Source organism: Paenibacillus sp. FSL H8-0548 (genome assembly GCF_038630985.1).
In the GTDB taxonomy this organism is placed as follows: Bacteria; Bacillota; Bacilli; order Paenibacillales; family Paenibacillaceae; genus Pristimantibacillus.
Genome location: NZ_CP152049.1, coordinates 3,886,786 through 3,913,735, shown reverse-complemented (window position 1 = coordinate 3,913,735; position 26,950 = coordinate 3,886,786). Strand labels below are relative to the sequence as shown.

General features: G+C 45.4%; 25 protein-coding genes. 21 read left to right on the top strand and 4 right to left on the bottom strand.

Annotated features, from left to right (window positions below):
• From lpdA to MHI37_RS16655, 7 genes are all read left to right on the top strand, one after another.
• A complete protein-coding gene (gene lpdA / locus MHI37_RS16685) occupies nucleotides 1-1,416 on the top strand; it encodes a dihydrolipoyl dehydrogenase (protein ID WP_076334663.1) in 1,416 nt (471 codons plus the stop codon).
• 119 nt (nucleotides 1,417-1,535) lie between these two features.
• Nucleotides 1,536-2,021 carry an acyl-CoA thioesterase gene (locus tag MHI37_RS16680; protein ID WP_076334664.1) on the top strand — a complete coding sequence of 162 codons (486 nt, stop codon included), beginning with the start codon at nucleotides 1,536-1,538 and terminating at the stop codon, nucleotides 2,019-2,021.
• Nucleotides 2,022-2,076: 55 nt separating this feature from the next.
• Nucleotides 2,077-3,036, top strand: coding sequence for a thymidylate synthase (locus MHI37_RS16675; protein WP_076334665.1), 960 nt, complete (start codon nucleotides 2,077-2,079; stop codon nucleotides 3,034-3,036).
• A gap of 36 nt (nucleotides 3,037-3,072) precedes the next feature.
• On the top strand, nucleotides 3,073-3,564 hold the full coding sequence (locus MHI37_RS16670) for a dihydrofolate reductase (RefSeq protein WP_076334666.1): 492 nt from the start codon (nucleotides 3,073-3,075) through the stop codon (nucleotides 3,562-3,564).
• A 231-nt stretch (nucleotides 3,565-3,795) separates the two neighbouring features.
• Nucleotides 3,796-5,283 (top strand): glutamate synthase subunit beta, encoded by a 1,488-nt coding sequence (locus MHI37_RS16665; protein ID WP_076334667.1) that lies wholly within the window; start codon nucleotides 3,796-3,798, stop codon nucleotides 5,281-5,283.
• Between the two features lie 202 nt (nucleotides 5,284-5,485).
• Nucleotides 5,486-6,640, top strand: a complete 1,155-nt coding sequence (locus MHI37_RS16660; protein ID WP_076334668.1) for a hypothetical protein — start codon at nucleotides 5,486-5,488, stop codon at nucleotides 6,638-6,640.
• 271 nt (nucleotides 6,641-6,911) lie between these two features.
• Nucleotides 6,912-9,176: a type IA DNA topoisomerase gene (locus tag MHI37_RS16655; protein ID WP_076334669.1), complete on the top strand. Its 2,265-nt coding sequence runs from the start codon at nucleotides 6,912-6,914 to the stop codon at nucleotides 9,174-9,176.
• A gap of 117 nt (nucleotides 9,177-9,293) precedes the next feature.
• On the opposite strand, the gene MHI37_RS16650 is transcribed toward MHI37_RS16655, so the two are convergent.
• Together MHI37_RS16650 and MHI37_RS16645 are read right to left on the bottom strand one after the other, a co-directional pair.
• Nucleotides 9,294-10,028, bottom strand: a complete 735-nt coding sequence (locus MHI37_RS16650) for an HAD hydrolase-like protein (protein ID WP_076334670.1) — start codon at nucleotides 10,026-10,028, stop codon at nucleotides 9,294-9,296.
• Between the two features lie 342 nt (nucleotides 10,029-10,370).
• On the bottom strand, nucleotides 10,371-10,595 hold the full coding sequence (locus tag MHI37_RS16645) for a hypothetical protein (RefSeq protein WP_076334671.1): 225 nt from the start codon (nucleotides 10,593-10,595) through the stop codon (nucleotides 10,371-10,373).
• Nucleotides 10,596-10,755: 160 nt separating this feature from the next.
• On the opposite strand from MHI37_RS16645, the gene MHI37_RS16640 reads away from it, so the two are divergent.
• From MHI37_RS16640 to MHI37_RS16595, 10 genes are all read left to right on the top strand, one after another.
• Nucleotides 10,756-11,481, top strand: a complete 726-nt coding sequence (locus tag MHI37_RS16640) for an ATP-binding cassette domain-containing protein (protein ID WP_076334672.1) — start codon at nucleotides 10,756-10,758, stop codon at nucleotides 11,479-11,481.
• Entirely contained in the window at nucleotides 11,478-11,987 is a 510-nt protein-coding gene (locus tag MHI37_RS16635) for a GNAT family N-acetyltransferase (RefSeq protein WP_076334673.1), read from the top strand. The genes MHI37_RS16640 and MHI37_RS16635 overlap by 4 nt, the downstream gene beginning before the upstream one ends.
• Nucleotides 11,988-12,005: 18 nt before the next feature.
• Nucleotides 12,006-12,617, top strand: a complete 612-nt coding sequence (locus MHI37_RS16630) for a DUF3298 and DUF4163 domain-containing protein (RefSeq protein WP_076334674.1) — start codon at nucleotides 12,006-12,008, stop codon at nucleotides 12,615-12,617.
• A gap of 63 nt (nucleotides 12,618-12,680) precedes the next feature.
• A complete protein-coding gene (locus MHI37_RS16625) occupies nucleotides 12,681-13,277 on the top strand; it encodes a response regulator (RefSeq protein WP_083676015.1) in 597 nt (198 codons plus the stop codon).
• Between the two features lie 464 nt (nucleotides 13,278-13,741).
• Nucleotides 13,742-14,413 (top strand): MOSC domain-containing protein, encoded by a 672-nt coding sequence (locus MHI37_RS16620; protein ID WP_076334675.1) that lies wholly within the window; start codon nucleotides 13,742-13,744, stop codon nucleotides 14,411-14,413.
• Between the two features lie 15 nt (nucleotides 14,414-14,428).
• Nucleotides 14,429-15,412 carry a phosphotransferase gene (locus tag MHI37_RS16615; protein WP_076334676.1) on the top strand — a complete coding sequence of 328 codons (984 nt, stop codon included), beginning with the start codon at nucleotides 14,429-14,431 and terminating at the stop codon, nucleotides 15,410-15,412.
• Nucleotides 15,409-16,332, top strand: a complete 924-nt coding sequence (locus MHI37_RS16610) for a polysaccharide deacetylase family protein (RefSeq protein WP_076334677.1) — start codon at nucleotides 15,409-15,411, stop codon at nucleotides 16,330-16,332. The genes MHI37_RS16615 and MHI37_RS16610 overlap by 4 nt, the downstream gene beginning before the upstream one ends.
• Nucleotides 16,333-16,349: 17 nt before the next feature.
• The gene (locus tag MHI37_RS16605; RefSeq protein ID WP_076334678.1) at nucleotides 16,350-17,309 is read left to right on the top strand and encodes a MoxR family ATPase; all 960 of its coding nucleotides are present in this window, start codon (nucleotides 16,350-16,352) and stop codon (nucleotides 17,307-17,309) included.
• 2 nt (nucleotides 17,310-17,311) lie between these two features.
• Nucleotides 17,312-18,460: a DUF58 domain-containing protein gene (locus tag MHI37_RS16600; protein ID WP_076334679.1), complete on the top strand. Its 1,149-nt coding sequence runs from the start codon at nucleotides 17,312-17,314 to the stop codon at nucleotides 18,458-18,460.
• Between the two features lie 8 nt (nucleotides 18,461-18,468).
• Nucleotides 18,469-19,797: a DUF4129 domain-containing protein gene (locus MHI37_RS16595; protein ID WP_179090120.1), complete on the top strand. Its 1,329-nt coding sequence runs from the start codon at nucleotides 18,469-18,471 to the stop codon at nucleotides 19,795-19,797.
• A gap of 52 nt (nucleotides 19,798-19,849) precedes the next feature.
• Here the strand turns inward: MHI37_RS16595 and MHI37_RS16590 are convergent, their stop codons facing one another.
• Nucleotides 19,850-21,208, bottom strand: coding sequence for an LLM class flavin-dependent oxidoreductase (locus MHI37_RS16590; protein ID WP_256709489.1), 1,359 nt, complete (start codon nucleotides 21,206-21,208; stop codon nucleotides 19,850-19,852).
• Between the two features lie 114 nt (nucleotides 21,209-21,322).
• Nucleotides 21,323-22,213, bottom strand: a complete 891-nt coding sequence (locus tag MHI37_RS16585) for a LysR family transcriptional regulator (protein ID WP_076334681.1) — start codon at nucleotides 22,211-22,213, stop codon at nucleotides 21,323-21,325.
• A 154-nt stretch (nucleotides 22,214-22,367) separates the two neighbouring features.
• Here MHI37_RS16585 and MHI37_RS16580 point away from each other — a divergent pair, with 154 nt between their 5' ends.
• From MHI37_RS16580 to MHI37_RS16565, 4 genes are all read left to right on the top strand, one after another.
• Nucleotides 22,368-23,036, top strand: coding sequence for a carboxymuconolactone decarboxylase family protein (locus tag MHI37_RS16580; protein ID WP_076334682.1), 669 nt, complete (start codon nucleotides 22,368-22,370; stop codon nucleotides 23,034-23,036).
• 18 nt (nucleotides 23,037-23,054) lie between these two features.
• Nucleotides 23,055-24,248 carry an amidohydrolase gene (locus MHI37_RS16575; protein WP_076334683.1) on the top strand — a complete coding sequence of 398 codons (1,194 nt, stop codon included), beginning with the start codon at nucleotides 23,055-23,057 and terminating at the stop codon, nucleotides 24,246-24,248.
• Between the two features lie 143 nt (nucleotides 24,249-24,391).
• Nucleotides 24,392-25,990, top strand: a complete 1,599-nt coding sequence (locus MHI37_RS16570; protein WP_076334684.1) for an ABC transporter substrate-binding protein — start codon at nucleotides 24,392-24,394, stop codon at nucleotides 25,988-25,990.
• Nucleotides 25,991-25,993: 3 nt separating this feature from the next.
• Entirely contained in the window at nucleotides 25,994-26,938 is a 945-nt protein-coding gene (locus MHI37_RS16565; RefSeq protein ID WP_076334685.1) for an ABC transporter permease, read from the top strand.
• Nucleotides 26,939-26,950: the final 12 nt, after the last annotated feature.

The window sequence follows — 26,950 nt, the reverse complement described above, 5'->3', positions numbered from 1 at the left end:
ATGGTCGTAGGTGATGCTTCCCTAGATATTGATACTCTAGTCATTGGTGCGGGTCCAGGCGGATATGTTGCAGCGATTCGCGCAGCACAGCTTGGTCAAAACGTACTCATCGTGGATAAAGAATATGTAGGCGGCGTATGCTTGAATGTGGGCTGTATTCCATCAAAAGCTTTGATCTCCGCTTCACATCAATACGAATCAATCAGCCATGCTTCCGCATTCGGCATCGAAGTTGGCGAAGCAAAGGTTGACTTTACTAAAGTACAAGAGTTCAAAGCTGGTATCGTCAAAAAATTGACCGGCGGCGTTGCTTCACTTCTAAAAGCGAACAAAGTCCAATATTTCCAAGGCGAAGTTATGTTTATCAACGAGAACGAAGCACGTGTTTTCAATGATCAAGAAGCACCTCGCTACCGTTTCAAAAACTGTATTATCGCTACGGGCTCACGTCCAATAGAACTGAAAGCATTCCCTTACGGCGGCCGTATTGTTTCGTCTACAGGCGCTTTGTCCTTGCCTGAAATTCCGAAAAGCCTTGTCGTTATCGGCGGCGGCTATATCGGTATCGAGCTTGGTCAAATGTATTCGAAATTCGGCACTAAAGTAACGGTTATTGAAGGCTCTGATGCGATTCTTCCAGGCTTTGACAAAGATATGTCATCCATCGTTGCTAAGAAACTGAAAAGCACCAACGTGGATATCATTACTGGCGCTCAAGCAAAAGGCGCTGAGCAAACGGATAAAGAGGTAACAGTAACTTATACCGTTGGCGACAAAGAAGAAAAAGTAACTGCAGATTACTTGCTTGTAACGGTTGGACGTCGTCCAAATACCGATGGTGAGCTTGGTCTTGATCTGATCAACGTGAAGCTTTCGGATCGCGGCCTCGTTGAGGTTGACGAGCAATGCCGTACTAATATTCCACATATCTACGCGATTGGCGATATCATTGCTGGACCCGCGCTTGCGCACAAAGCCATGTATGAGGGTCGTATTGCTGCTGAAGCCATTTCGGGTCAAACAAGCGTAATCGACTACAAATGTGTACCTGCTGTCTGCTTCTCTGATCCAGAATGCGCTAGCGTAGGCTACAGCGAAAAAGAAGCAAAAGATAAAGGCCATAAAGTGAAGGTCGGCAAATTCCCGTTCGCAATCAATGGACGTGCAATGTCGCTTAACGCAAATGAAGGCTTTGTTAAGCTAGTATCGGATGCGGATTCCGGCCTAGTGCTTGGCGCTCAAATTATCGGTCTTGAAGCTTCCAATATGATTGCTGAGCTAGCACTTGCAATCGAAATGGGCGCAACGCTTGAGGATATCGCACTTACGATTCACGCGCATCCAACACTTGGCGAAATCGTGCTTGATGCTGCTGAGGTTGCTCTTGGCCACCCGATTCATACGTTCATCAAATAATTCGTTCTTAACCTTGTTATGGAGCGATAGTAAAGAAGAGGTCACGCGGCTTACGAGCCGACGGGGCCTCTTTTCTCTTCAAGTGCTGTCAATTTCAGAGTAGAGGAGCATAGAAAAGCATGGATCCCACAACAAAGCCAGCCAGTGAATCGAGAACGATTATGACACAGCTTATATTTCCGCTGGATACGAATCACCATGATACGATGTTCGGCGGCAAGCTGATGGAGTATATGGATAAGGCTGCTGCTATCGCTGCCATGCGGCATGCACGCATGCAGGCTGTAACCGCCTCATCGGACAGTCTAGACTTTCTAGCGCCTATTCGAGTAGGAGAAGTCATTGAGATTGAAGCGTTCGTCTCGTGGACAAATCGAAGCTCTATGGAGGTTTACGTATCTGTTCATTCTGAAAAGTTGTTCAGCGGCGTTCGAACGAGGACAGTCACTGCGTTCTTCACATTTGTTGCACTGAATGAGCATGGCAAACCAGAGACGGTTCCAACTGTCATTCCTGAGACGGATGAGGAGAAGAAGCTCCACGCATCAGCACCCGAACGCCATGCGCTCCGGAAGAAGCGCAAAGAGGACAGGAAAAACGATTAATGCTATAATTATAGTTATTTTTTAATTTTTTTTTATGGATTGGGGCGATGTCCAAGTGAGTAATAACGAGCAGGCCTATTTGCAGCTGTTAAAATACGTTTTAGAGCATGGGACTAGGAAAGAGGATCGTACGGGGACGGGAACAATTTCGACCTTTGGTTATCAAATGCGATTTGATCTTAACGAAGGTTTTCCACTGCTTACGACAAAACGAGTCCCTTTTCGCTTAATTGTCAGCGAATTGATCTGGTTTATTCAAGGAGATACGAACATAAGATATCTTCTTCAGCACAATAATAATATTTGGAATGAATGGGCCTTCAAGAGATGGATAGAAAGCTCTGACTATAAAGGGCCAGACATGACGAACTTTGGGCTGCGTATACAAACAGATGCAGACTTTGCCAAGGAGTACGAGGCGCAAATGGAGCAGTTCAAGCAGCTTATCCTTACGGATGATCAATTCGCAGAGGCATTTGGCGAGCTTGGCAACGTATATGGCAAGCAGTGGCGGGAATGGAAGACGACGCAAGGTGATACCATTGATCAACTGAAGGATGTCATTGAGACGATCAAGACAAACCCGGATTCGAGAAGGTTGATTGTATCTGCGTGGAATCCGGAAGATGTGCCGACAAATATGGCTTTGCCGCCATGTCACACGATGTTTCAATTTTATGTGACGAATGGCAAGCTGTCCTGTCAGCTCTATCAGCGAAGCGCTGATATATTTCTTGGTATTCCATTTAATATCGCCAGCTACGCCTTACTGACTCATTTAATTGCTCATGAATGTGGACTTGAAGTCGGTGAATTCATCCATACGCTTGGCGATGCACATATTTATACGAATCATTTGGAGCAAATTGACTTGCAGCTAAGCCGTGAGCCGAGAGCTTTGCCCGCATTGAGGCTAAATGCCGACAAAAAATCAATTTTTGATTTTGCAGCTGAGGATATTACGATCGAGCAGTATGAGCCTCACCCATCGATTAAAGCGCCAGTGGCGGTTTAGTGACGGCAGCTTGCGCATAGAAAGGTGATTTAGATCATGTCAATTACGTTAATAGCAGCAATGGATCTCAATCGTACGATAGGAATAGAGAACAAATTACCTTGGCGGCTGCCTGCGGAAATGGCATTTTTCAAGCAAAAGACGTTAGGGAAAACGGTACTCATGGGCCGCAAAACGTTTCAATCGCTGCCAAAGCCGTTGAAGGACCGTCGGAATGTCGTCCTGACGCGTCAACCGGATTTTAAGCCTGAAGGCTGCGAAATTGTACACTCGCTTGAGGCTGCGCTTGAGCTTGCTAAAACGGAGGAATTGGTCGTCATAGGCGGTGCAGATATTTATGCACAGTTCCTTCCTTTTGCTGATATCATATACCTAACGGAAGTCGAAGCTCACATTGAGGGAGGCGACGCTTTTTTTCCAGTATTCTCTGATTTGGAGTGGAAGCTTGTGGAAACCGAGCATCGGGACAGTGATGAGAAAAATGCGTACGCCTTTACGTTTCAAACATTTAACCGGCGTATTTTGTAGATTTTTGGGCTCGTATTGAACAGTTAGCGAACGATATGTCATATAGTGCAAATGATTGTATGGATAATCCATTAACGATATTGCCACTTGAATGCTAGGATATTTAAAAATAGTAATCGAGTGCTATAAACAAACTTTTATTTTCGAGAAGTTTTGTAAATAAATATTCAATGGATTCCCGATGTCGTTTGATGACTAGCTAACGGGGAATACGGATGGAGGAATGCGGTCATGTCTACACCTACTGGATTTATGGAATATCAACGTGAACTGCCGGCCGATCGCGACCCGCTTGAGCGCATAAAAGACTGGCAAGAGTTTCACAAGCATTTTTCGGATGAGCAGCTAAAAACACAAGGAGCACGCTGCATGGATTGCGGTACTCCGTATTGCCATACAGGAATTGAGCTTTCAGGCTCCGTTTCTGGTTGTCCGGTAAACAATTTAATTCCAGAATGGAATAACTTGATTTATCGCGGTCTGTGGCGCGAGGCGCTTGAACGTCTGCATAAAACGAATAACTTTCCTGAGTTCACAGGCCGCGTATGTCCCGCACCTTGTGAAGGATCTTGTACTGTAGGCTTGATTGGCGATGCGGTTACGATCAAAACAATTGAACAAGCAATCATCGATCGTGGTTTTGATGAGGGCTGGGTCGTTCCGCACCCTCCGAAGGTACGTACAGGCAAGCGTATTGCTGTAGTAGGCTCTGGACCTGCGGGTATGGCCACTGCTGCTCAGCTTAACAAAGCTGGACATACGGTTACGGTCTATGAGCGTGCTGACCGCATTGGCGGCTTGCTAACCTACGGTATTCCAACCATGAAGCTGGAGAAGCATGTCGTACAGCGTCGTGTCGATATTATGACGGCAGAGGGCATTGAGTTTGTAACGAATACGGAGATCGGCAAAGATATTACGGCTAACGAGCTCGTGGAAAATTTTGATGCTGTCGTTCTTTGCGGCGGTTCAACTAGAGCGCGTGAAGTGGAAATGGAAGGCCGTAATTTAAACGGTGTACACCTCGCAATGGATTATTTGAATGGTACGATCAAGAGCTATCTCGATTCCAATCTCGAGGACGGCAAATATATTTCGGCGAAAGACAAGGATGTCATCGTTATCGGCGGCGGCGATACAGGTACGGACTGCGTAGCTACAGCATTGCGTCACGGCTGCAAGTCGGTTACTCAATTCGGTACGCATGCGAAGGCACCTCTAGAGCGCGACAATACGAGCAATCCTTGGCCTCAATTTCCGAATGTATATACGCTCGATTATGCTCAGGAAGAAGCGAAAGCACTTTTTGGCGAAGATCCACGGGCTTTCTCCGTCTTGACAAAGAAGTTTGTTGGTGACGGCAATGGAAATCTGAAGGAGCTTCACACAGTTCAAATTGAACGGACAGTTGATGAGACTGGACGTAAAATATATACTGAAATTCCTGGAACTGAAAAAGTATGGCCGGCGGATCTTGTTTTCATCGCTGTTGGCTTTGAAGGCCCAGAAACAACATTGATCGAACAGCTTGGACTTGCTCAAGATCGCCGTACGAACGTGAAAGCAAGATATGGCAAATATACAACCAACGTTGACAAAGTGTTTGCAGCGGGCGATATGCGTCGTGGCCAAAGCTTAGTTGTATGGGCAATTAATGAAGGACGCGAGGCTGCTCGTGAAGTAGATAAGTACTTGATGGGTTCATCGATGCTGCCATAAGGTTTTAGCTGAATCAGCGGGAAAAGAACGAAAATAAATAGATTTTCAGAGAAGCGCCTTTGGGCGCTTTTCTTGCTGTGTACTGAGCTGAGGTTTCAAGCCTTCAGCCCGCCATTCAAGCTGAAATTCAAAAACTTAGTTCACCATCATGAGGAAACTTGTGGTAAAATCGGTTTGAGATGACGCGAAGGGGCGATTCGTCATGCCAGCTGATGAAGCATATGTACTGTCACCGACCGATGTGCGGAACATTCGAAGCTATGTACAGCACAAATACGCTGCGATGCCGCAGGAGAAGCGTGCGGCAATTGTCGCAGATGCCGTTAAACGTATCATACATAAGCAACTGCCGAATTTCGAGAGCAGCATCAAACGATCCGTCACAGAAATCTTAATTCGAACTGCTGTCTTAGAGCGGCAAGGACCAGTAAGAGCGGAGGATATTTTCCGCGTGTGTCTATCGCTTGACCGATCAGTGCCAGAGCTTTACGAGCCGTTGCATAAATGGATTGAGCTGCAGCTAAGCATGACCTGTACGAAGGCTGTCATGCAGCGTGTAATGGACGAGCTGTTCCAGACCATGGGACAATGCGATTTAATGGTTAGGGAAGCGCAAAGTGGTCTTCTAGCGCAGCTGAAGAGCATGCTGATCGCTGAAGGCGTCGAAATTATGAACGAACCATCATTTAAGTCTGCTGGGGATGTCATCACTCTCCCAATTGTACCTATGGGAATGCCTTTATCACGACGACTCCACATACGTGCTTTTGTATATGCTCTTTTAAGTGCATTCTTAATCAGCGCGTCTTTATTATATGGCTGGTCATTGAGTAAGCCCTCGCTAAGCGGCAAGCTTCAGCCAACGGTCGTTACGGAGCATGCTCCGCAGTTGATTGCGAAGGAAGTCGGTTTACCTGTGGAACTTCGTTACCGCAGCATTAATCAAGCGCGTCTCATTGACTATTTGAACAAAAAATCATCAATACTGGCTGAGCAGCCTTACTTTGATGCTATCGTAGCTGCAGCTGAGACATTTGACATACATCCAGTTATCCTGTTTGCTATTACAGGACAAGAGCAGGGGTTTGTACCGAAGACAAATAAGCAGCATAAAGAAATTGCGAACAATCCATTTAATGTTTTTCATAGCTGGCAGGATTTCAATACGAACATTGGACAATCAGCCGAAATTGCGGCAAGAACTGTGTTCAATCTAAGCAAGGACCGGCCAGCAGAAGTTGATCCATTCACATGGATTAATCGAAAATATGCAGAGGACCCTAATTGGTCAGACGGCGTACGGTCTATTTTCACTGCGATTGTCGCATACTTAGAGTCTCCTTCTTCTGTAGAATAACAGCTATTATTCAAAATATTTAATGATATAAACAATCAACTAAAGCGCAGTAATACAGGTGTAAAGCGCAGAACTCAATGCGGACAAGCGTCCCGTTGGGTTTTGTTTTTTTTAAATAACTACGTGCAGAAACGACAAAAAGGATTCCTTTTTGAACGAGAAATCTGTAAAATGTTTAGAGTTACTACAGTGCGAGGTGGGCTAATGCTGGTTTGAGACAGCGTGGGTCGTCCCGCTTGCGAAATGCAAAAAATGAAGGAGCGATTATCTTTTGAAGACTCTAATCATTGCGGAAAAACCTGATATGGGAAGAAATATAGCGGCCGCAATCGATCCCAAAGCAAAAAATCACCGTTCCTACATTGAAGGCGAACAATATATTATAACCTGGGCGATTGGGCATTTAATTGGGCTTGCAGAGCCTGATGCTTACGACGATCGATATAAGAAATGGAATATTAATGATCTTCCGATCATTCCATCACAATTCAAGCTAGTGCCCAATAAAAAAACGATCGATCAGCTTAAAGTGATTGGTGATTTAGCGAAGCGAAGCAATTTGCTCGTCAATTCATGCGATGCGGGACGGGAAGGGCAATATATTTTCTCTTTGATTCAGAGGCACTTAAAGCTTAGCCAGCCGGTAAAGCGGCTGTGGATATCAGATCTAACGCCGGAGACGATCCGCAGAGGATTCGCAGAATTGAAGGAGGGGGCAGAGTATGAGAATTTGACTCGTGCCGCCACTGCAAGAAGCGAGGCGGATTGGCTGATTGGGATGAATGGCTCTCGTGCTTTTACGACAAAACATAATGTTCTGCTATCGGTTGGAAGAGTACAGACGCCTGTTCTCGCACTTATCTATGATCGCCAGAAGCTGATTGAGGCGTTTTCTTCTTTGAAATTTTTTGAACTTGAAGGCTATTTTACTCAAAATGAGCTGACCTACAAAGCGATGTGGCAGGGCGAGCGAATGACCGACCAAGTAAAGGCAGATGCACTTGCAGCTAAAGTTAAAGGCAAGCAGGGACGTATTGCGTCCTATGAGGTTAAAGAGACGAAGGAGTATCCCTTCAAGCTCTATGACCTTACCTTGCTGCAGCGGGAAGCGAACGGAAAATATGCATTTTCTGCAAAGAAGACATTAGACACAGCGCAGGCATTGTATGAGAAGCATAAGGTCATCTCTTATCCGAGGACGAATTCCAATTACGTCACAGAGCAAAATATTCCAGAGATGCATAAAACGTTAAATGCGCTGCAGGGGACAAGCTACGATGAGCTTGTAAAGGGTGCAAATCGCGCTCTTGTGCATAAGGGAAATAAGTTTATTTGCAATCCTTCTAAGGTAGAGGATCATCATGCGATTTTGCCGACGAATCGTAAAGCGAACAATTTGAGTCCCGATGAGCAGAAGCTCTACGACCTTATTGTAAGACGTTTTCTATCGCAATTTTATCCAGCGGCTGAATATAAAGTGCATACAGTTCTAACTGAAGTGGAGAACGAGATGTTCAAAACAACGGTGAAGGAGCTGCTGAGCTTAGGCTGGAAGGTGATTTATGCAGATCAGAAGAAGGAAAAAGCGAGAGCGACGGCTAAAGGCAAGGATAAAGAGGATGCAGAGGAAGAAGAGGTTGAAGTAAACGAGCCTTTCACCATTTCAGCAGAAGAGAGCGTTATGTGCTCGGATGCCATTGTGAAGGAAAAGGATACTCAGCCGCCTAAGCATTATACAGAAGGAACGCTGCTCAAAGCGATGGAAAGCGCAGGTAAGCAAATCGAGGACGAGGACGTTCGGGATGCGATGAAGGATTCCGGTCTGGGTACGCCAGCTACACGTGCAGCTACGATTGAGCGATTGAAAAATGTCGGCTATGTCGATATGCAGGGTAAAAAAATTCTAGTAACCCAAAAAGGCCGAACCGCTATCGAGCTCATTCGAGGGGCTGGAATTGATTTGCTAACTTCACCAGAAATGACCGGATTATGGGAGAAACGGCTGACTGAAATTTCAAGAGGTACCGCTTCAGACGGACAATTCATGGATAATGTGAAAAAGTTTGCGACGATGATCGTTGATAAGGTCAAGATACAATCCCGAGCGGCTAAAACATCCTTTGAAAGCGAAGCGTCTGCTCCCAGCAGAGGCTCTGCTGGGAAGTCGGCACCCGGGACACGCACACGTGCACCCAAAGCTAAAACTGGAGAAGCAGCTCAGAAGAGCTCTGCGAAGCCTAAACAAGCGGCTGACGGCGGTCCGCTCATCATAACGGCATGTCCGCGTCCTGGCTGCGGAGGCTCAATTTTTATGGGACGTAAAGGCTATGGCTGCTCACACTACAAAGAGGGCTGTAAATTTGTAATTTGGAAGCAGAGCTGCGGACGAAGCTTAACTGATTCTCAGATCAAAGCGCTGGTTGAGAAAGGGAAGACGGCGAAGCTGAAGCTTGAACTAGAGGACGGTACGCCAGTAGACGGCAGAATTGTCATTCGAAATCTAGATACAGGCGAATTGGCAATTGAACAGTTATAGATGAATATGAATTAAATGAAGCTAAGGTGAAACTTATACTTTCCTATATTTGAAATAGACCGTAATTTACCTCATTCGTAGAGGCAAATTACGGTCTATTTGTTTGAGTATATAGGTTCAGCGGAAGACGTAACCATGAATCGCGTCTGGCACATCCTTCAGGTGATCCAGTGTTAGGAACGCCCCTTTTGGCTCAACCTCGATTTGGACAACGTTAAATTCCCATTCGGCTACAGCACGCATATGAATGGCATGAATCCCAGCCGTTAGTGCAGGAACGACATCTGTGCGAATCGAGTTGCCGACCATCCAAGTGCTGCTCCGATCAAAGAGGCCATTGGTTAAGATGCTTTCCAATGCATCGCTATTTTTCAGTCGGCGAATATAAATGCGAGATTCAAAATAACGCTCTAAGTTCATCTTTTCAATCTTCCGGCGCTGAATAGGCTGCTCGCCGCCCGTATACAGATGCAGCTCATGTCCAGCTTCGGCTAATGAGAACAATGTTTGCTCCATATTGGGGTAAGGCTCTGTGTCATGCTCGTAAACGCTCAAGCCAAGCTTCCATAAAAAATTTTCTTCCACTGTAGAGCGCTTGCGTCCCGTCAGATACGAAAAATGAATATAGGTATCTACAAAGGACTGGGGGAAATGCTCGCTCTTAAAACCAAATACGGCAACTCCAGCAATATCGATTTCCATTTGCTTATCTCGGATAGCTTGCACGCTGACTAGAGGAGAGCTGCCAAACCAAGTAGTCATCGAATCAATGAATTGATCAATGACCAAATAAAAATATTTGTTACAGTGAATTAGCGTATCATCCAGGTCAAACATAATTTGTTGCTTCATATAAACTCTCCTTTGCGGAAGTTGAAACTGTATGACCAATCTACCGCAATTGGAGGGGGGGAGTCAATAAATCGCGATTGTTAAAGCTTTTTTTACATAGTTATCCATAAAAATCGGCATAATGATAGTGGAGGTGATTGAATTGGCTACTAATAATATCAGTAAAAGCGATAATCGTACTCGAGCAGGCCATCGAGGGCATGCGGGGAAGCTTAAAATCGATAAGATGGCAACGCGTCCACCTAGTTTAAATGGAATTAACAAACAGCTTCCTTAAGGACATTAAAGATTGAACATCGTTAAGGAGAGCCTGCAGCTTGCTGGCTCTCCTTGACTTGTTGATCAGGCATATTTAAGCTGTGAGGCTATTAATTGATTTTTAATAAAGGCGATTCGCCTGCGAACATAAAAATCTTTACTGGCACCTTTCAAATCGTTCGGGGTGATCACCTCCTCTGCTACATTGTCAATAATGATTAGCCGTCCATCGGCGTAAAACTTAAAGGTTAGGTCGCGTTCAGGACGTCCACTCTCTACATAACGGAAATTTTCGCAGATGTTATTCATGGTGATCAGGCCTCCTCCAAAAGGTTGAATTAGACGATCAATAGAACGTTTGTTCTTGTTTTTTATTATAGCAAACATTTGTTCGTATGGAAACTGTTTTTTGTTTAACGTAAACTAGATTCATAGAAGCAGTTGCTGCAAACAGAAGGAGAGCGGGAAAATGATCAGAATAAAGAATTTATCCAAACGTATTCCAGGTGGACCAAAGGTGCTTGACGATATTAGCTTTGAGGTTTATCCAGGAGACTTTGTCGCTATAAAAGGCGAAAGCGGAAGCGGCAAGTCGATGCTGCTGCGCTGCCTTGCTTTACAGGAAAAGTGGACGGAGGGCTCTTACATATTCGATGGCAAGGACGTCTTTAAGCAAGGATTCTCTGCAAAGCTTAAAGTAAAGCAACAGGTTGCCTATGTGGAAGAAAAGCCTTTTTTGTTTCCAAACAAGACGGGACTTAAAAATGTTATTATCGGATCGGTCACGCAAACGCCAGCTTGGCGCAGGTGGACAGGCATGGTCCGCAATGATGATTATATGGGCGCAATGGATATGATTGAAAAACGCGGCCTCATCGATAAGGCACATCAGAAAGCAAGCACGCTTAGCGGAGGGGAACGTCAGCGTATGGCGATCGCTAGGGCGCTTGTGCATGGCGCAAAGGTCATTGCTGCTGATGAACCCATAGCGGGGCTTGATCCACATACCGCTGACCTGGTGTTGACGGATTTGAAAGCGCTGTGCAAGGAGCAAGGTGTAATCGTTATTGCGATTATGCATCAGGGTGATTGGGCTGAACGTTTTGCCGATCGGATACTCGGCTTGAAAAACGGGAAGCTCGTGCTTGATGTTACGGGCAGAAAACTCACAGCAAGGGAAAAGTTGCTGCTGTGAGCGAGCTTAAGCTGCGGTTGATTGCGAAGGATGAGCTCGAAACGGCCATTTCACTCGAGCAAAGCTGTTATTCACCGGAGGCTGCCGCTTCACTGTCAGGCTTTCAGTTCCGCTATGAGCACTATCACGCATACTTCTGGTCGCTATGGCATGGTGAGCAGATGGTAGGCATTACAAACGGTATACGAACCTCTCAGAGCTCCTGTGGGGATGAGATGAAGGGAACGCAGGCCGATGCACCGCAAGGCAAAAACTTTTGCATTCTAACTGTAGCGGTTGCTGCGGATAAGCGAAGGAAAGGGTTTGGCAGATTATTGCTCCATAAACTAATTGAGCAGTGCGAGTCATCGGGAGTTGAAAAAATTATTTTAATGTGCGAGGAGCATCTTATTCCATTTTACATGGCGGAGAACTTTCAGCTGCACGGCGTTTCGAGCTCGTCGCATGGCGGGATCATTTGGTATGAAATGAGCCGTACCTTGCATACAATGGAGCATCTTGCGTAATAGGAAGGTGTCCTCGATATGTCATTTCAACCGCCTGTCGTTATTCAAACCGCCAAGGCTGCTTTTCCAAAAGCAGAGCTTTCATTGCCTTATATTAGCGGAGGCAAAAGCGAGGCTGCGGACAAGAAAATAAATGATACGATTCATCAGTCCGTGCAGAAGCTTGTACACAGTCAAGGCTCTTTGGACGATCCTAGAGCGCAGATGCTCGGGTATTTTGAACAAAAGACAAATCAAAAGGACTATCTCAGCCTATCGTTATTTAACTATGCGTATACGGGCGGAGCACATGGATTGACTCTGCAGCAATCGCTTACCTTCAAGCAGTCGACTGGACAAACTTACACATTGGCGCAGCTATTCAAGCCGGGCTCGGATTATGTTGGCCGGATAAGCGCAAATGTTAGTGCTCAGATCAAGACAAGAAAAATCGATACATTGGAGCCCTTTCAGAAAATTCGGCCTGATCAGGATTATTATGTTGCAGATCGTTCGCTCGTTGTATATTTCCAACTATATGAACTGGCAGCGTATGTGTATGGTTTTCTGTATTTTCCTATTTCGGTCTACGAGCTTCAAGATATTATTAATGACGACGGGCCTTTAGGTGTAATGATTATTAACGACTAGTATGCTACTAATCTATTTTCTGCTAAGCTGCTGTACGCTGCAAAGCTTTAAGGAGACGACATATTGATTTTCTTCTACATACTTATCGCCGCTGCCCTTCTTATTGCCTTATTGTTTGTGCTCTACTATCAGCGAACAGTGAAAAAAGCTCAGCAGCTATCCGATGCGCATGCTCCGATTGTGCCAACGAGTACTTTATCAACCCAACGCATAATGACGCGGACGCGTAAAAATGCAAGTGAATCTAGCTCAACAAATTATCAATCAGTGCGAGAAAAAAACTATACCATTTTGGTCGTTGATGACAATACTTCCTTGCGGTCTATGCTCAACGAATTGTTCACGTCTCTTGGCTTTAACGTTTTTGAAGCAGCGAATGGGGCTCAAGCATTGGAGCTGTTTCAACAGGAGATGCCGAATTGCGTGCTGCTTGATTTGAAAATGCCGGATAGAGATGGAATCGAGATATTGCGTGATCTAAGGGAATTGTCGCAGGCGGTACCTGTTATTTTAATTACCGGATATGCTGATCCTGCCCAACTAGAAGAGGCCGAAAAACTCGGTATTAGCGATTGCTTTATGAAACCATTTGATATTATTGAGCTGCAGGAGGAGGTTATTCATCTAGTGGAGCCTAAGCCGATCCTCGTGCAAGCATAATGAACTGTAAGCAGTTAGTCGAAGCTGTCTCAGAAGGCGAATCGCCTGAAGAGACAGCTTTTTTTGAAATATAGGAAAGTATATCCTTTCGCCATGCTTTCTCTATATTTCTCCGAAATGAAACGCGCAGCGCCGCCAAAGGACGGCGACAGCCGTTTCACCTTGATGCAAGCGATAGTCTCTATTCATTAAATAATCGCATTATAATTCGGGAAATAAATTCAGTCAATTGTAGGAAATATTCAAACTATTTCGAAAACATTTCCCGGGGAAGCGCAATAAGCTACACAATCAAGAGCTTTTCGACATGAGATGGAATACGGTGCAGTAAAAAGTGTCGAATGCCATTTAAATTATATATGTAACTATATTAATTATTAATGTGATTAAATGTCTTTGCCAACTTCTCCCTATCCCGATTATAATAGTCGAATACGAGAAACGTTTAGGAGGATTATGCAATCATGTTGCAGCATAATGAGACGGCGAAACTTATATCACTTAATGTTGGAAAGCCGGTAGCGATTGCGCACGGCTCGAAAGAAGTATTATCCGGTATTTTCAAGCAGCCTTCACAAGTGAAGCATGCTCTTAGCCTGACTGGTCTGGATGGAGATGGACAGGGAGACTTGGTACATCATGGAGGCCCTGATAAAGCCGTATGTGTCTATTTCGAGAAGCGTTACACCTATTGGCGAGAACAACTGGAGAAATCATTTGAATACGGAGCCTTCGGTGAAAACTTCACCTTGTCGAGCTGGACAGAGGACGACTTATGTATAGGCGATATTGTGCAAGCTGGCGAAATTATTCTCCAGGTAAGTCAGCCGAGGCAGCCCTGCTATAAGCTTGGTTTAAGACATGAACTGCCAGAGCTGCCGGTTCATGTTCAACAAAAGGGATATACCGGATTTTATTTCCGAGTGCTGCAAGCGGGAAATATTAAGACGGGAACAACATTTACTGTTATACATAGACATCCGGCTGGCAAAACCATCTCAGAAGCAAATCGAATTATGTATATCGATAAAGATGACCTAAGCGGTATTCGCGAGCTGCTAGAGGTAGAAGAGCTGGCAGCCAGTTGGCAGGATCAGCTAGGCAAGCGATTGAGTCGATTGCTGCATGCAGAATAGGAGGGAGCATTCGATTTGAATGATACGATCGATTTCACGAAATATTTGAAAGAATATAGATTGGATCTGCCCTGTGAGGTAGAGAACCGAGAAAGTGGAATGAATAATACTACGCGCATCATTACTTCAGGCGAGCAGAAATATGTACTGCGCATTTATAATAATCATAAAGATGCGGAAATAGTCAGACTTGAGCATGAGGTGCTGAAGCAATTGAATGAGCAGCAGCTCTCCTTTCAAGTTCCAATTCCTGTTAGCAATAGAAGCGGAGATACCGTTAGCATAGCGGATGATGGAACACTGTCGTCACTTTTTCGATATATTGAAGGTAATAGGCCATCGATATCTAATCCTGCTCATGTTTATGCTTTGGGTCATACTGCTGCTGAGCTTATCCGAGCATTAAGCCGAATTCAGCCAACACAGAAGCCCTTGTATACACCTTATTATTTATTGGAAGAAACCTATGCTTCGATGAATGCTCTTACTTTTTTATCTATGTCAGATCGATCAGAGGAGCTGAGAAAAAGAAGAGCAAGCTTTGTCGCGCTTAACAAAGAAAGGGAAAGTCTTGTTTTGGAATGCGCTCAGCTTAGTCTATTGCCCAAGCAGTGGATTCACGGCGACTTAGTATTTAACAATACGGTCTCGAATGGAAATGACATTATTGGCGTACTCGACTTTGAATTTACTACGATTGACGTAAGAGCAATGGAGCTTGCTGTCATCGTTGTTGATTTAATTAAACCGGGGGATCAACATTTCCAAGTCAAGTTGCGGCAGTTGATTAAAGGCTTCAAGGATTCTTTGCAGCTATCCGAGCAAGAGCTAATAAAGCTGCCTTCACTGATGAAATTGCGACTGCTGGATGTGGCGTTGCATTTTGCGGTTCGTTTAAGAGATAATTTAGATAGCGAAGATATTTTTTGCGACATTATCGATCAATCGTTGTTTGGCTGTAATTGGATCAATGATCATTGGGAGGATGAGTACGTATGAGCTTAGCAAAAGCGCTTGGATATGAGGAAGGGGAGAAGCTCCTTCTGATAAATGCAGACGATTATGGATTATGTCATTCAGTTAATAGTGGCATCCAGCAGCTTCTGCTTGATCAGATCGTCAGCTCAGCTACTATTATGATGCCCTGCGGCTGGGCAAGAGAGGCAGCTCTTTGGAGTGCGCGCCACCCTCAGCTCGACGTTGGAGTTCATTTTACCTTTACAAGCGAGTGGGATCTTTATCGGTGGGGACCGGTGAATCGCAAACAAAATACAGACTCTCTTGTAACGAATGAGAACTATTTCCCTAGGGAGTGTAAAACATTTGAGCAGCAAGCGGATCCTGAGCAGGTTAAAATGGAATTGATTGCGCAAATAGAAATGGCTTTGGCTATGGGGATGAAGCCCACACATGCTGATAATCACATGGGGAGCTTATATGGCTTAGCAACAGGTCGCAATTTTCTTTCTATCGTCCTAGATGTATGCGCTTCCTATGGCTTGCCATTTCGTCTTCCTCGCTACTTGCTGGAAGAAAACGGGCAGATAGCGCCACCTGAGCTTGCCGAACAAGCGAAGCAGCTTGCTCAGCTTGCTGATTCCAAGGGCGTTGTCATTCTTGATTATTTGGTTGGACTGCCGTTCCAATTGCAGGAAGGCGAAACCTTCGATTCATTAAAAGCTAATATGCAGCAGCTGCTGCAAAGCTTGCATCCTGGCGTAACCGAGCTCATCATCCATCCATCACTTGTAACTGACGAGCTGAACGCCTTTCATGCCCAGCCGCTGAAGCGGGGAATGGAGCTGGAGCTGTTCCGTAATGCAGAAATTAAACAAACCTTGCAGGATGAAGGAATTCGCATGATTCGCTGGCGTGAGCTGCAGAAGCTTCAGCGTGATCGCACAGGCTTTATAACTTAATTTAAGGAGCTGTCCCTATGTCTTTTGAAGTCATTAAGCAATTAGCTGAACAGGTCAGAGGCAATATTGGTCGTGTAATTGTAGGGAAAGAGGAAGTTGTTGACTTATTGCTCATTGGACTTATTACTTCTGGTCATGTTCTTCTTGAGGATGTGCCCGGAACAGGAAAGACCATGCTGGCAAAATCATTGGCGAAGTCTCTTGCGCTGAATTTTCGTAGAATACAATTTACGCCGGATTTGCTGCCTTCGGATTTGAGCGGCATTCATTTTTATAATCAGAAGATCAGTGAATTCGAATTCCGTGCAGGCCCTTTATTTACTCATTTGCTGCTTGCTGATGAAATCAACCGGGCAACTCCGCGTACCCAATCAAGCTTGCTGGAATGCATGGAGGAACGTCAAATAAGCATCGACGGAGAAACGAAGCATTTGGAGCGACCTTTTATGGTTATTGCGACTCAAAACCCTGTGGAGCATCAAGGAACATTCCCTTTGCCAGAGGCACAGCTCGATCGCTTCTTATTTAAAATTAAAATGGGCTATCCAACGACAGAAGAAGGCTTGCAGCTCTTAAAACGTTTTAAAGAGCATGATCCGTTATCTCAGCTGGAGCCAGTAGCAGGGATTGACGTCATTGCGCAAGCGCAGAAGGCCTATACTTCGGTTAGAGTAACGGATGATATCCTTTATTATTTGCTTCAAATCGTTGAACAGACGCGTAAGCGCGATGAGGTTTCTGTCGGCGTTAGCCCGCGGGGAAGTCAGGCGCTCTTGCGCGCTTGTCAGGTTCATGCCATATTAAGAGGCCGTGATTTTGTAACGCCGGATGATGTTAAGGCAATGGCCAAGCCTGTTCTTGCACATCGATTAGCGATACGCGGCATGCAGCGAGCAGCAAATCAAGCGGATGCCATTATTGATGATATTATTCGATTAACAGCGGTGCCTGCGGAAGCCGGCTTACCGGTTCATTAACGATGATTTTATTCTGGTTTATTGTTGCAGCGTTAGCTATCTTATTCGTGCAGGGCCAAATATTTCAACGTTTTGTTCTGCGTCGTATCCACTATGAGCGTCGTTTTACTACGAAGACCTGCTATTCTGGCGAACAGATAGAGCTCATAGAAGAGATGTCCAATGCAAAATGGCTGCCTGTTCCTTGGCTGCGTGTAGAATCTCAGCTAGCTACGCATTTGCACTTTCAACAGCTAGATAATTTTTCGGTTAGCAGCGGGCAGCTCTATCAGAATCATAAGAGCTTCTTCAGCCTTGCACCTTATACGAAAATCACCCGAAAGCATCGTATTACCTGTGCGAAGCGCGGCTGGTACAAGCTTCAAACCGTGACCTTAACTGGCGGTGATTTACTGGGGTTATCCTCGATATCCGCTCAAATCCCGCTTCAAGGGGAGCTTCTCGTCTATCCAAAGCCAGCACAGGTGCCTATTCATGAGCTGCCATACCACAGTTGGCAAGGCGATCAATCCGTCAGGCGCTGGATCATTAGCGATCCTTTCATTATTGCAGGGGTCAGAGATTATCAAGCAGGAGACACCTATAAGCAGATAAACTGGAAGGCAACAGCAAAAACAGGCAATCTTCAAGTCCATCAATATGATTTTACTGCTGACCGCAGGCTGATGATTTATTTGAACGTAGATGATGCAGAAGGCATGTGGCGAAGCGTAACCGACTCAGCACTTATTGAGAGAGGGATTGAATGGGCGGCCGGAGCAGCAGAAGCGGTTATTTCGCAAGGAATGGAGGTAGGCTTCGCATCTAATATGCCTATTGTTGGTATGCGGGAGAGCATACATATCGAGCCGCGCGGGGGACATGAGCATTTGCTTGGTATTTTTGAGGAGATGGCAAAGCTTGAAATCGAACGAACAGAGCTATTCCATCACATGCTGGAGCGAGAAGCTCTGAGTGCCTATAGCGAGCGAGATGTTCTCATGATTACCTCCTATTGGAATGAGGAGCTGGAGAAGCAAGCAGAACAGCTTCGATATAATGGAAATGCTGTTGCCATATGGCTGCTAACGGATAAGGCTCAAACGGAAAAAAGTGTCCATGAGCAAGCGAATGCAGATGCCAAAGCAAGCAGAGAAGGGGTGACCGCATGAGGGAGCCCATGAATCGATCCGACACTTTGCGAGCTTTTGGACAAGGTGTCATTGAATTGTTTTTCTTTATGCCAATCCTTTTGATAGCTGCCGTTTATTTGCTGCCAGCGTCAGCCGTATGGGTGTGGATAGGTACGCTGCCGTTTTGTTATTTGTTTGCTTCATTAATTGTTAAAAAATATGCTACAATGCGTTACGGTGTAAAGTGGCTAATAGCTGTTGGGATTGGTGCCTTGCATGGCGGGATTTTCATTAGCGTATGGGCAAACGATTTAATCATTCTTGCCTTTGCACTCTGCAGCCTTGCCGCTGTCATTGTAGCGCTGAGAGGCATGTCGGCAAGGTCGCGCGGCTGGTCAGTGTCTTTTTCCAATACACATTTGCTGATTGGCGTGCTGATTTACGTCAGCATGCAGCCCTTGAAGCTGTTTTTGTTTAAAGAGCTTGTTCCGTATAATACGGTATTAATCGTTTGCGGTGTTGCTGCAATTATTTTATTCTTCTTTTTCGCAAATGAGCGGCATTTGAATAACGAGACGATTGATTCGGCTAAAACATCGGCAACTCTTGCTTTTAAACGCCAGAATCGGATATTGATCATCCTTGTGGTTAGCTTGATCAGTATTTTAGCTTTGTTCCGTCAAATCCAGCAAATGATTGAACGCTTCTTCCATTCGATCATCGATTCGATTATGAACTGGCTGAACAAGCCTGGAGAGCAAGCACCGGCGGAGGAGCCTCCAGCCGATGCCGCGATGCCTGAGATGCCTGCTGGGGAAGTTAAGCCGCCATCGGAATGGATGCAGATTTTGGAGCAGATATTTAAGGTTGTCGGAATTGTACTCGCACTCGCTGTTGTAGTCATTCTAATGTATTTTTTGCTGAAGAAGCTGACGCAATGGGGGAAACGTCTCGCCGCTAAGCTTCGGGAGCGAGGCGAGAATAACAGTGACAGCGGAGCTGGATATTCGGATGAAATCGAAAGCCTAATGACCTTAACTACCTTGCGGGAGCGGATGGGCAATCAGCTAAAGAAGCTGCTTCCGAAGAAACGCTCTTTGGCTCAAGAATGGAGCGAGCTGTCAACAAACGCAGAAAAAATTAGATATTTGTACACTCATTTCCTGCGAACAGGTGCTGAGGAAGGCTATACGGTCAAAGCTCATATGACTCCGCGAGAAACGGCGGAGGATTTGGAGAAATGGAAGGAAGGCAAGTTGAAACACGAGGGAATGCAGCGGTTTATTGAGGTGTACGAGGAAGTGCGCTATGGTGAATTGCCACCGGATGATCGGTCAGTGGATTCCTTTAAGCAGCAAATGATAAAGAAAAAATAAAAGCATGGCGCTTCAGGGACGGTACCTGAGGCGCCATGCTTTTTATTACGGACTAGCTAATTGGACGGCAGCGAGCTCCTGGATGTGAGGAGGGAAGCTTTGAATTGCCTTTGCCGAATAGACGCTCCCGCAGTGTGCTTTCTTCATAAGAGGTACGGAACAAGCCGCGTTTTTGAAGCTCAGGAACGACGAGCTCTACAAAATCGGAAACGGTGCCGGGGAGAAGATATCGCTCAAGATTGAAGCCATCTATGCCTGTATACTCCGCCCATTCCTGCATATGATCCACAATGGTTTCTGGTTTTCCGCATATCGTAATGCCTCGAAACTCCTTCTCTGCAAAGTTGTCCATGACCTGCTGTATCGTCAAAATAGAATTTTGATGCTTCGTATATCGTTCCGTATGCGTTCGCCCCTGTTCTGTTTTCATACTTGTAAAGGGAGCATTGGGATCTAAAGATGGAAGGTCGATGCCTGTTGAATTCTCATAAGTAAGCAAAGCGGCTTCGCGGCTGCTGTAGGCCTTGAAGGAGGCCAGCTTCTGCTTAGCTTCCTCGTCTGTTTCCCCGACAATTGCGGACAGTCCTGTAAATATTTTGAGCTCATCTGCACCGCGACCATAGCTGGCCGCACGTGAGCGAATATCCTGTACCTGGGCTCTAAGCGCCTCCATCGTTGGCGCCTTTAGAAAAACCCCTTCCGCATGCTTAGCAGCGAAATCACGTCCTCGTTCGGAGCTTCCTGCTTGAAAGAGCACAGGTGTGCGCTGAGGTGAAGGCTCGCAAGCATGGGATGCGGTTACTTTGAAATAACGGCCCTCATGCTTAATGATATGTACCTTCGAGGCATTGGCATAGTGACGTTCAGCACGGTTGACCTTTACAGCATCCTCTTCCCAGCTTTGTTCAAATAGCCGATAGCTGACTTCTAGAAATTCCTCCGCTTGATCATAGCGTTCCTCATGATTCAATATGCTGTCTCGGCCGAAGCAGGCTGCGCCTTCCAAGCCGCCAGCAGCTACGACATTCCAGCCAATACGTCCATTTGTTAAATGATCCAGCGTTGAGAACCGGCGTGCATTGGCAAAGGGCTGCTCGTAGGATGGTGATGCTGTAGAAACAAAGGCAAGATGCTTCGTTGCGGCTGCAAGCGCAGAAATGCTTAGCAGGGGATCAAGCCCAGGCGTATAAACGGCTTCGCGAAAGGCGAGCTCACGCTTGTTGACAGAATATCCGTAAGAATCCGCGAAAAAAATAAAATCAAACAGACCTCGCTCACAGAGCTGTGCGATCTCAATCCAGAAGGCCAGCTCGTTATAGCGCGTCGATTGATTTTCCGGATGAGCCCAAGCTCCTTGCGTCATTTGATTCGGGGTTTGGATATCAAAGATGCCTAGATGTAGTTTTTTCAACCTTAATCACTCCAGACCTGAAAATATGCAATGCAGTGTTCAGATCATATCGAAAAATAGCAGGCTTGTATAATAGATAAACGTAAACAAGCAATTTAATATTGTTAATACAAGTTATCCCTCAATGAGAAGCTGGTGCTTAATCTCATTTTTCAGATCAAGAGAAATTCGGCTTTGCGCATCTGTATTTCGTTTGTACAGCAGTCCAAGCGGCGGGCCGCTAAGCAAATCCTTTACGGGCTTAATGACGGTGCCAGGAATGGCCGGCGACACAGCAACTTCAGGAGAAATGGCAATTCCCATACCAGCTTGTACAAAATATTTAATCGCATGGATGCCGGATACCTCCATGCCTGCATGCCTCAATTGACCGATCTGGCTTGTGATCATTTCCTCAATACGAATACGGAAGGGGCATGTACCGGGTGTAAATAGCATTTTTTCATTTTTCAGATCCTGCAATCGGATTTCCTCTTTGTCCGCTAACGCATGTCCGGTTGGCAGCAGCAAAGCGAAGCTTTCCCGGAATAATGAGTCGAAGGCCAGATCGATATGCGGCTCTGGTTGATTGCATAGGGCAAAGTCTAGTTGGTCCTCCAGCAGCATGCGATTCATATCACGACTTGTTCCAATGGATACATTCACTTGAACCTTGGGTTTTATTTCGGTATATTTCGCTAAGATTGCAGGCAGCCGACTGCTCGCTGAAGGTTCTGTAGCGCCTAAACGGACGCTGCCTGCATCTCCATTAATAAAGTCACTGAGTGTACTATTCAGCACATCATATTCTTGAAGCAAGGAATCGGCTCGCTCAAGAAACAAACGACCAGCGTTCGTTAGCGTGATGGTTTTTCCTCTTTCGAATAAACGTACGCCCAGCTCGTCCTCAAGCTTTTTTATTTGAATGGTTATTGTAGGCTGTGAATATTGCAGGGCCTCAGCTGCGCGTTGAAAGCTGCCCAGTTTCACGATCATTTGAAACGCTTTAATTAGGCGGATTTCCAAGTAGGCGACCTACCTCTCTTTAATAATGTTAAATTGCGAGTTTAAGTATTCTTATTATACAAATGATTTGATATCTATTATGATAACAGAAGTTGCAACAATAATACAAAGAGGAATACTTGGTATTATTCAAAAAAATGGAGGTTTTTTAATAATGTCTAACGAAAGTTTGTATATTCGCCATAATCAAGCCTATTCTGCAAAGCTATTTCCATACGCTCCTGAAGCGTTTAAAGCATTCGGTGAGTTTAATAAGCAAGCGTTAGCGGCTGGCGCGTTGTCAGTGAAAACAAAAGAGCTGATCGCCGTTGCTGTCGCCCATATTACGGGCTGCCCATACTGCATTGAGGCACATGTAAACAAGGCTAAAGATCAAAATGCCTCGCTTGAGGAGCTGGTAGAGTCTATTATAGTTGCGACTGCTGTGAATGCTCATTCCGTATTTTATAATGCAATCAATGCTTTGAATGCTTACCAGGGTGGAGAAGCTGGAGGAGAACTGTACGCAAGAAATAATCTTGAAAAGATTGAGGAAGTAGAAAAGCTTAACGAAGCACAGTACACTTCCTTCACTGCTTTTGTTCATCAGGCATTGCAGCCAGGCTTGCTAACAGCAAAAGAAAAAATATTAATTGCACTAGCATCCTCTCATATTACAGGCAATGCTTACAGCATCGAAATTTTTTCTCGTCAAGCTAAGGAAGCAGGGATTACACTTGAGGAGCTTGCAGAACTCATACTAGTAGCGACAGCACTTAAAGCAGGGGCAGCGCTGGCACATCGTGTAAATGCTCAGCAAGCGTTCGACCGCGAACAAGAATAATTGAAGGAGTTGCTTATCATGAATCAAATTAGTTCCAAATTCGAACCGCTACCTGATTGGGTAGCGGAGCAAGTGGTTTCCTGGAGAAGGCATTTGCACCAGCATCCCGAGCTATCCTTTCAAGAGCATAATACAGCGGCCTACGTGGAACAGCTCTTGCAGCAGTGGGAGGGACTTGAAATTAGTCGTCCTACAGCAACGAGTGTTGTCGCGATTTTGAGAGGCGCGGAGCCTGGACCAACTGTTGCACTGCGCGCAGATATGGATGCTCTTCCGATCCATGAGGAGAACAGCTTTGATTTTGTATCTACAGCTCCCGGAGTGATGCACGCCTGCGGACATGACGGTCATACGGCAATGCTGCTTGCAGTTGCAAAGATTCTATCTGAACAACGTGAACATTTGCGCGGAGAAATCCGTTTTATTTTTCAGCATGCGGAAGAGCTGCCGCCTGGCGGTGCAATTGAACTAGTTAATGCAGGTGTAGTTGATGATGTTGACTGGGTATTTGGCGTTCACCTTGCTTCATTGCTTCCTGTAGGGCAAATTGGTATTCGGGCAGGCGAAATGATGGCTTCTCCCGATAATTTCACTATTGTTGTTAAAGGGTATGGAGGTCATGCAGCTTATCCGCATCGATCTATCGACGTCATTGCAATTGGAGCACAGCTTGTTAGTCACTTACAGCATATAGTTTCAAGATTAACCGACCCACTGGATCGTCTTGTCGTTTCGGTTACGCAGTTTACGGCGGGCTCATCCCACAATGTCATACCAGATTCTGCTGTTCTGAAAGGAACGGTTCGCAGCTTTAAGTCATCTGTTCGAAAAGAGGTGCCTGAGCTTATCAAACGTATGGCAGAGGGGGTTGCAGCTGTTTATGGAGCAACGGTTGATGTCCAATTCATATATGGCTATGAGCCTGTTGTTAACGACGAATGGTTAACTAGTTTAGTTAAAGAGGCTGCGATCGAGCTAGTTGGGGAGGAAGCGGTTATCGCAACACCGCCAGCAATGGGGGGAGAAGATTTCTCAGCCTATCAGCAGCGTGTTCCAGGTACTTTCGTGAATATTGGAGCCGGGAACGAGGAGGCAGGCATTGTTTATCCGCATCATCACCCGAAATTCACGTTTGATGAGGATGGTTTATTGAATGGTGTGAGACTTTTTCTTCGGGTAACGGAGAAACTATTAAGCGAGCAGCAGGGATAACGAAAAATCAACTATAGAAAAAACTAAACTGATCTATTAAAAAAGTGCAATGTACTTTTTGATAAGTATCCGTTATGATGGCTTTAAGTTAATTCCGATAAAAACCATAGGAGTTAACAGAATTAACATTAGGGGTGATTTATATGACAAAAGTTCGTCAATCCACATTTATTATTTTAGTATTAAGCGCAATGATTTTTGTTTATGGCTGCTCTAATAACTCAGCTTCGAATCAACCGGCAAGCAGTAATACACCTGCGGCAAGCGATGCAGCAGACAAGCCTGGAGCTACAGAGCTTAATTATGCACTAGGGCAAGCGGTTTCGACGCTTGATCCTCATCTATCTGTAGGAGGCAGTAATGCAAACGTAATTCTTAACGTATTTGAAGGCTTATATGCTTTCAATTCTAAACTAGAGCCGGTGCCTATGCTTGCTGAATCAACTGAGGTTAGCGAGGATGGCAAAACCTATACATTCCATTTGCGTCAGGGCATTAAATTTCATAACGACAAAGAGATGAAGGCTGAGGATGTAGCAGCATCATTGAATCGTTGGAAGGAAAAAGCGCCACGTGCGAAAAACTCGTTTGGAGATTCGAATTTTGATGTGGTTGATGAATACACCGTTGCACTTAAGCTGACTGCTCCTCAAAACGATACACTTGCGCAGCTTAGCCATGTACTGAACTTTGCAGCGATCATGCCGAAGGAAGCAGTCGATAGCGCAGCGCCAGAGGGCATTACGGAATATATCGGAACAGGGCCGTACAAATTCGTGGAGTGGAAAAAGGATCAGTACATTGATGTTGAGAAATTCGCTGATTATCAGTCCGTCGCTGGAGAACCGGACGGCTTCTCAGGGAAAAAAGAACCGCAAATTGAAAAGCTTCACTTTTCACTGGTTACGGATACTTCCACACGCTTTAATTCGTTTCTAACTGGTGAATACAGCTTAGTAGATGTGAGTCTGGACAATTTGCCGCAAGTAGAAAATCAACCAGGCATTGAAATTATCAAGTCTACTTCAAGCGATTATAACTTGGTTTACAACAAAAAATCGCCTGTGTTCTCCAATCTGATCAATCGTCAGGCAGTTAATACTGCCCTTAATGTAGAAGATATCTTGCTCGGTACAGTGTCGACGCCTGATCTATTCGAACTGAATCCCAGCTATATGTCTAAGGCGAATGTGAATTGGTATTCGGAAGCAGGAAGCGATCAATACAACCTGAATGACCCGGAAAAAGCGAAGGAGCTGCTCAAGCAATCCGGCTACGATGGTCAGGAAATTGTGTTTTTGACAACAAAGGATCTTGGTGGCACTTTCTATAATGCGACATTAGTTGTGCAGTCACAGCTAGAGAAAATTGGCTTCAAAACACGTGTCGACACGTATGACTATGCAACTATGCTGACTAAACGTGCAGATTCGGGCGTATGGGATATTTATGTGGGCGGCTTCACAGTTCCAACCACTCCATCCCAATTGCTTTACTTTAATCCGACTTACGGATTTGCGGATGATGCTAAGCTTGCAGAGCTTCTCAAAGCATCAACCTCTGCACTTACACCAGAGGCAATAAAAACAGCAAATGATGCTCTTCAGCAGTATGCTTGGGAATACTTGGCGGTATCGAAAATCGGGAATACCTTCACGTATTATGCAATACGCGACAATCTTCAAGGCTTGATTCTTTATGCAGGCTATCCAAATCTCGGCAATGTAAAGGTTTTGAATTAGAGAATGATCATCTATATATTGAGGCGTTTGTTAGCATTGATTCCCGTAGTCTTGATTATGTCGATCGTCGTATTTCTAATCATTTATTTGATTCCAGGCGATCCGGCGCGCGTCATGCTCGGAGATGGAGCCGATGAATCGACGATTCAAGAGCTCAGGCAGCAGATGGGCCTTGATTATCCATTAGTAGAGCAATACGGACGTTGGATCGGCCAAGCGCTGCAAGGCGACCTTGGACGTTCCTTCTTCCTGCAGCAGCCGGTATCTACCGCTATTAGCGAACATTTAGCCCCAACGCTTTCGCTCGCGCTGTTTGCGCAAATTATCGCGGTTCTAATTGCTATTCCGCTTGGCGTTAGAGCCGCTGTAAATCGCGGAGGTATCGCTGATAAAGCGTTAAACGCTTATTCGCTGCTCGGCATTTCCGTTCCAGGCTTTTTGCTCAGCTTGTTTTTTGTACTCGTATTTGCAGTAAGGCTGAAATGGCTTCCTGTGTCGGGCTACGTCCCGATTCAGGAAGGCTTTGGCAGCTTCCTGAAGTATATGTTTCTTCCAGCACTCTCAATCGGCATCGTAATGTCATCCCTGACTGCACGAATCGTCAAAGCATCTATGCTGGAAGTACTGCATGAGGGTTTCGTTAAAACAGCATTATCGAAGGGACTTAGCCAAAACAAAATCATCTATAAGCATGTGCTGCGCAACGCATCGATTCCAATATTAACGGTAATTGGCGGCTCATTCGGCACTTTGGTTGCTGGTGCTGCAGTTATTGAGACCATCTTTAACATTCCTGGTCTTGGACAAATGCTCGTTCACGCTGTTGAGCGCAGGGACTATGCTGTCATTCAAGGTATGGTATTATTCATTGCTATCGTATACGTGGCCGTTAATCTTGCGGTGGATCTGCTGTATGCAGTCGTTGATCCACGTATCAGACTACAATAATTTTTGCTCCAG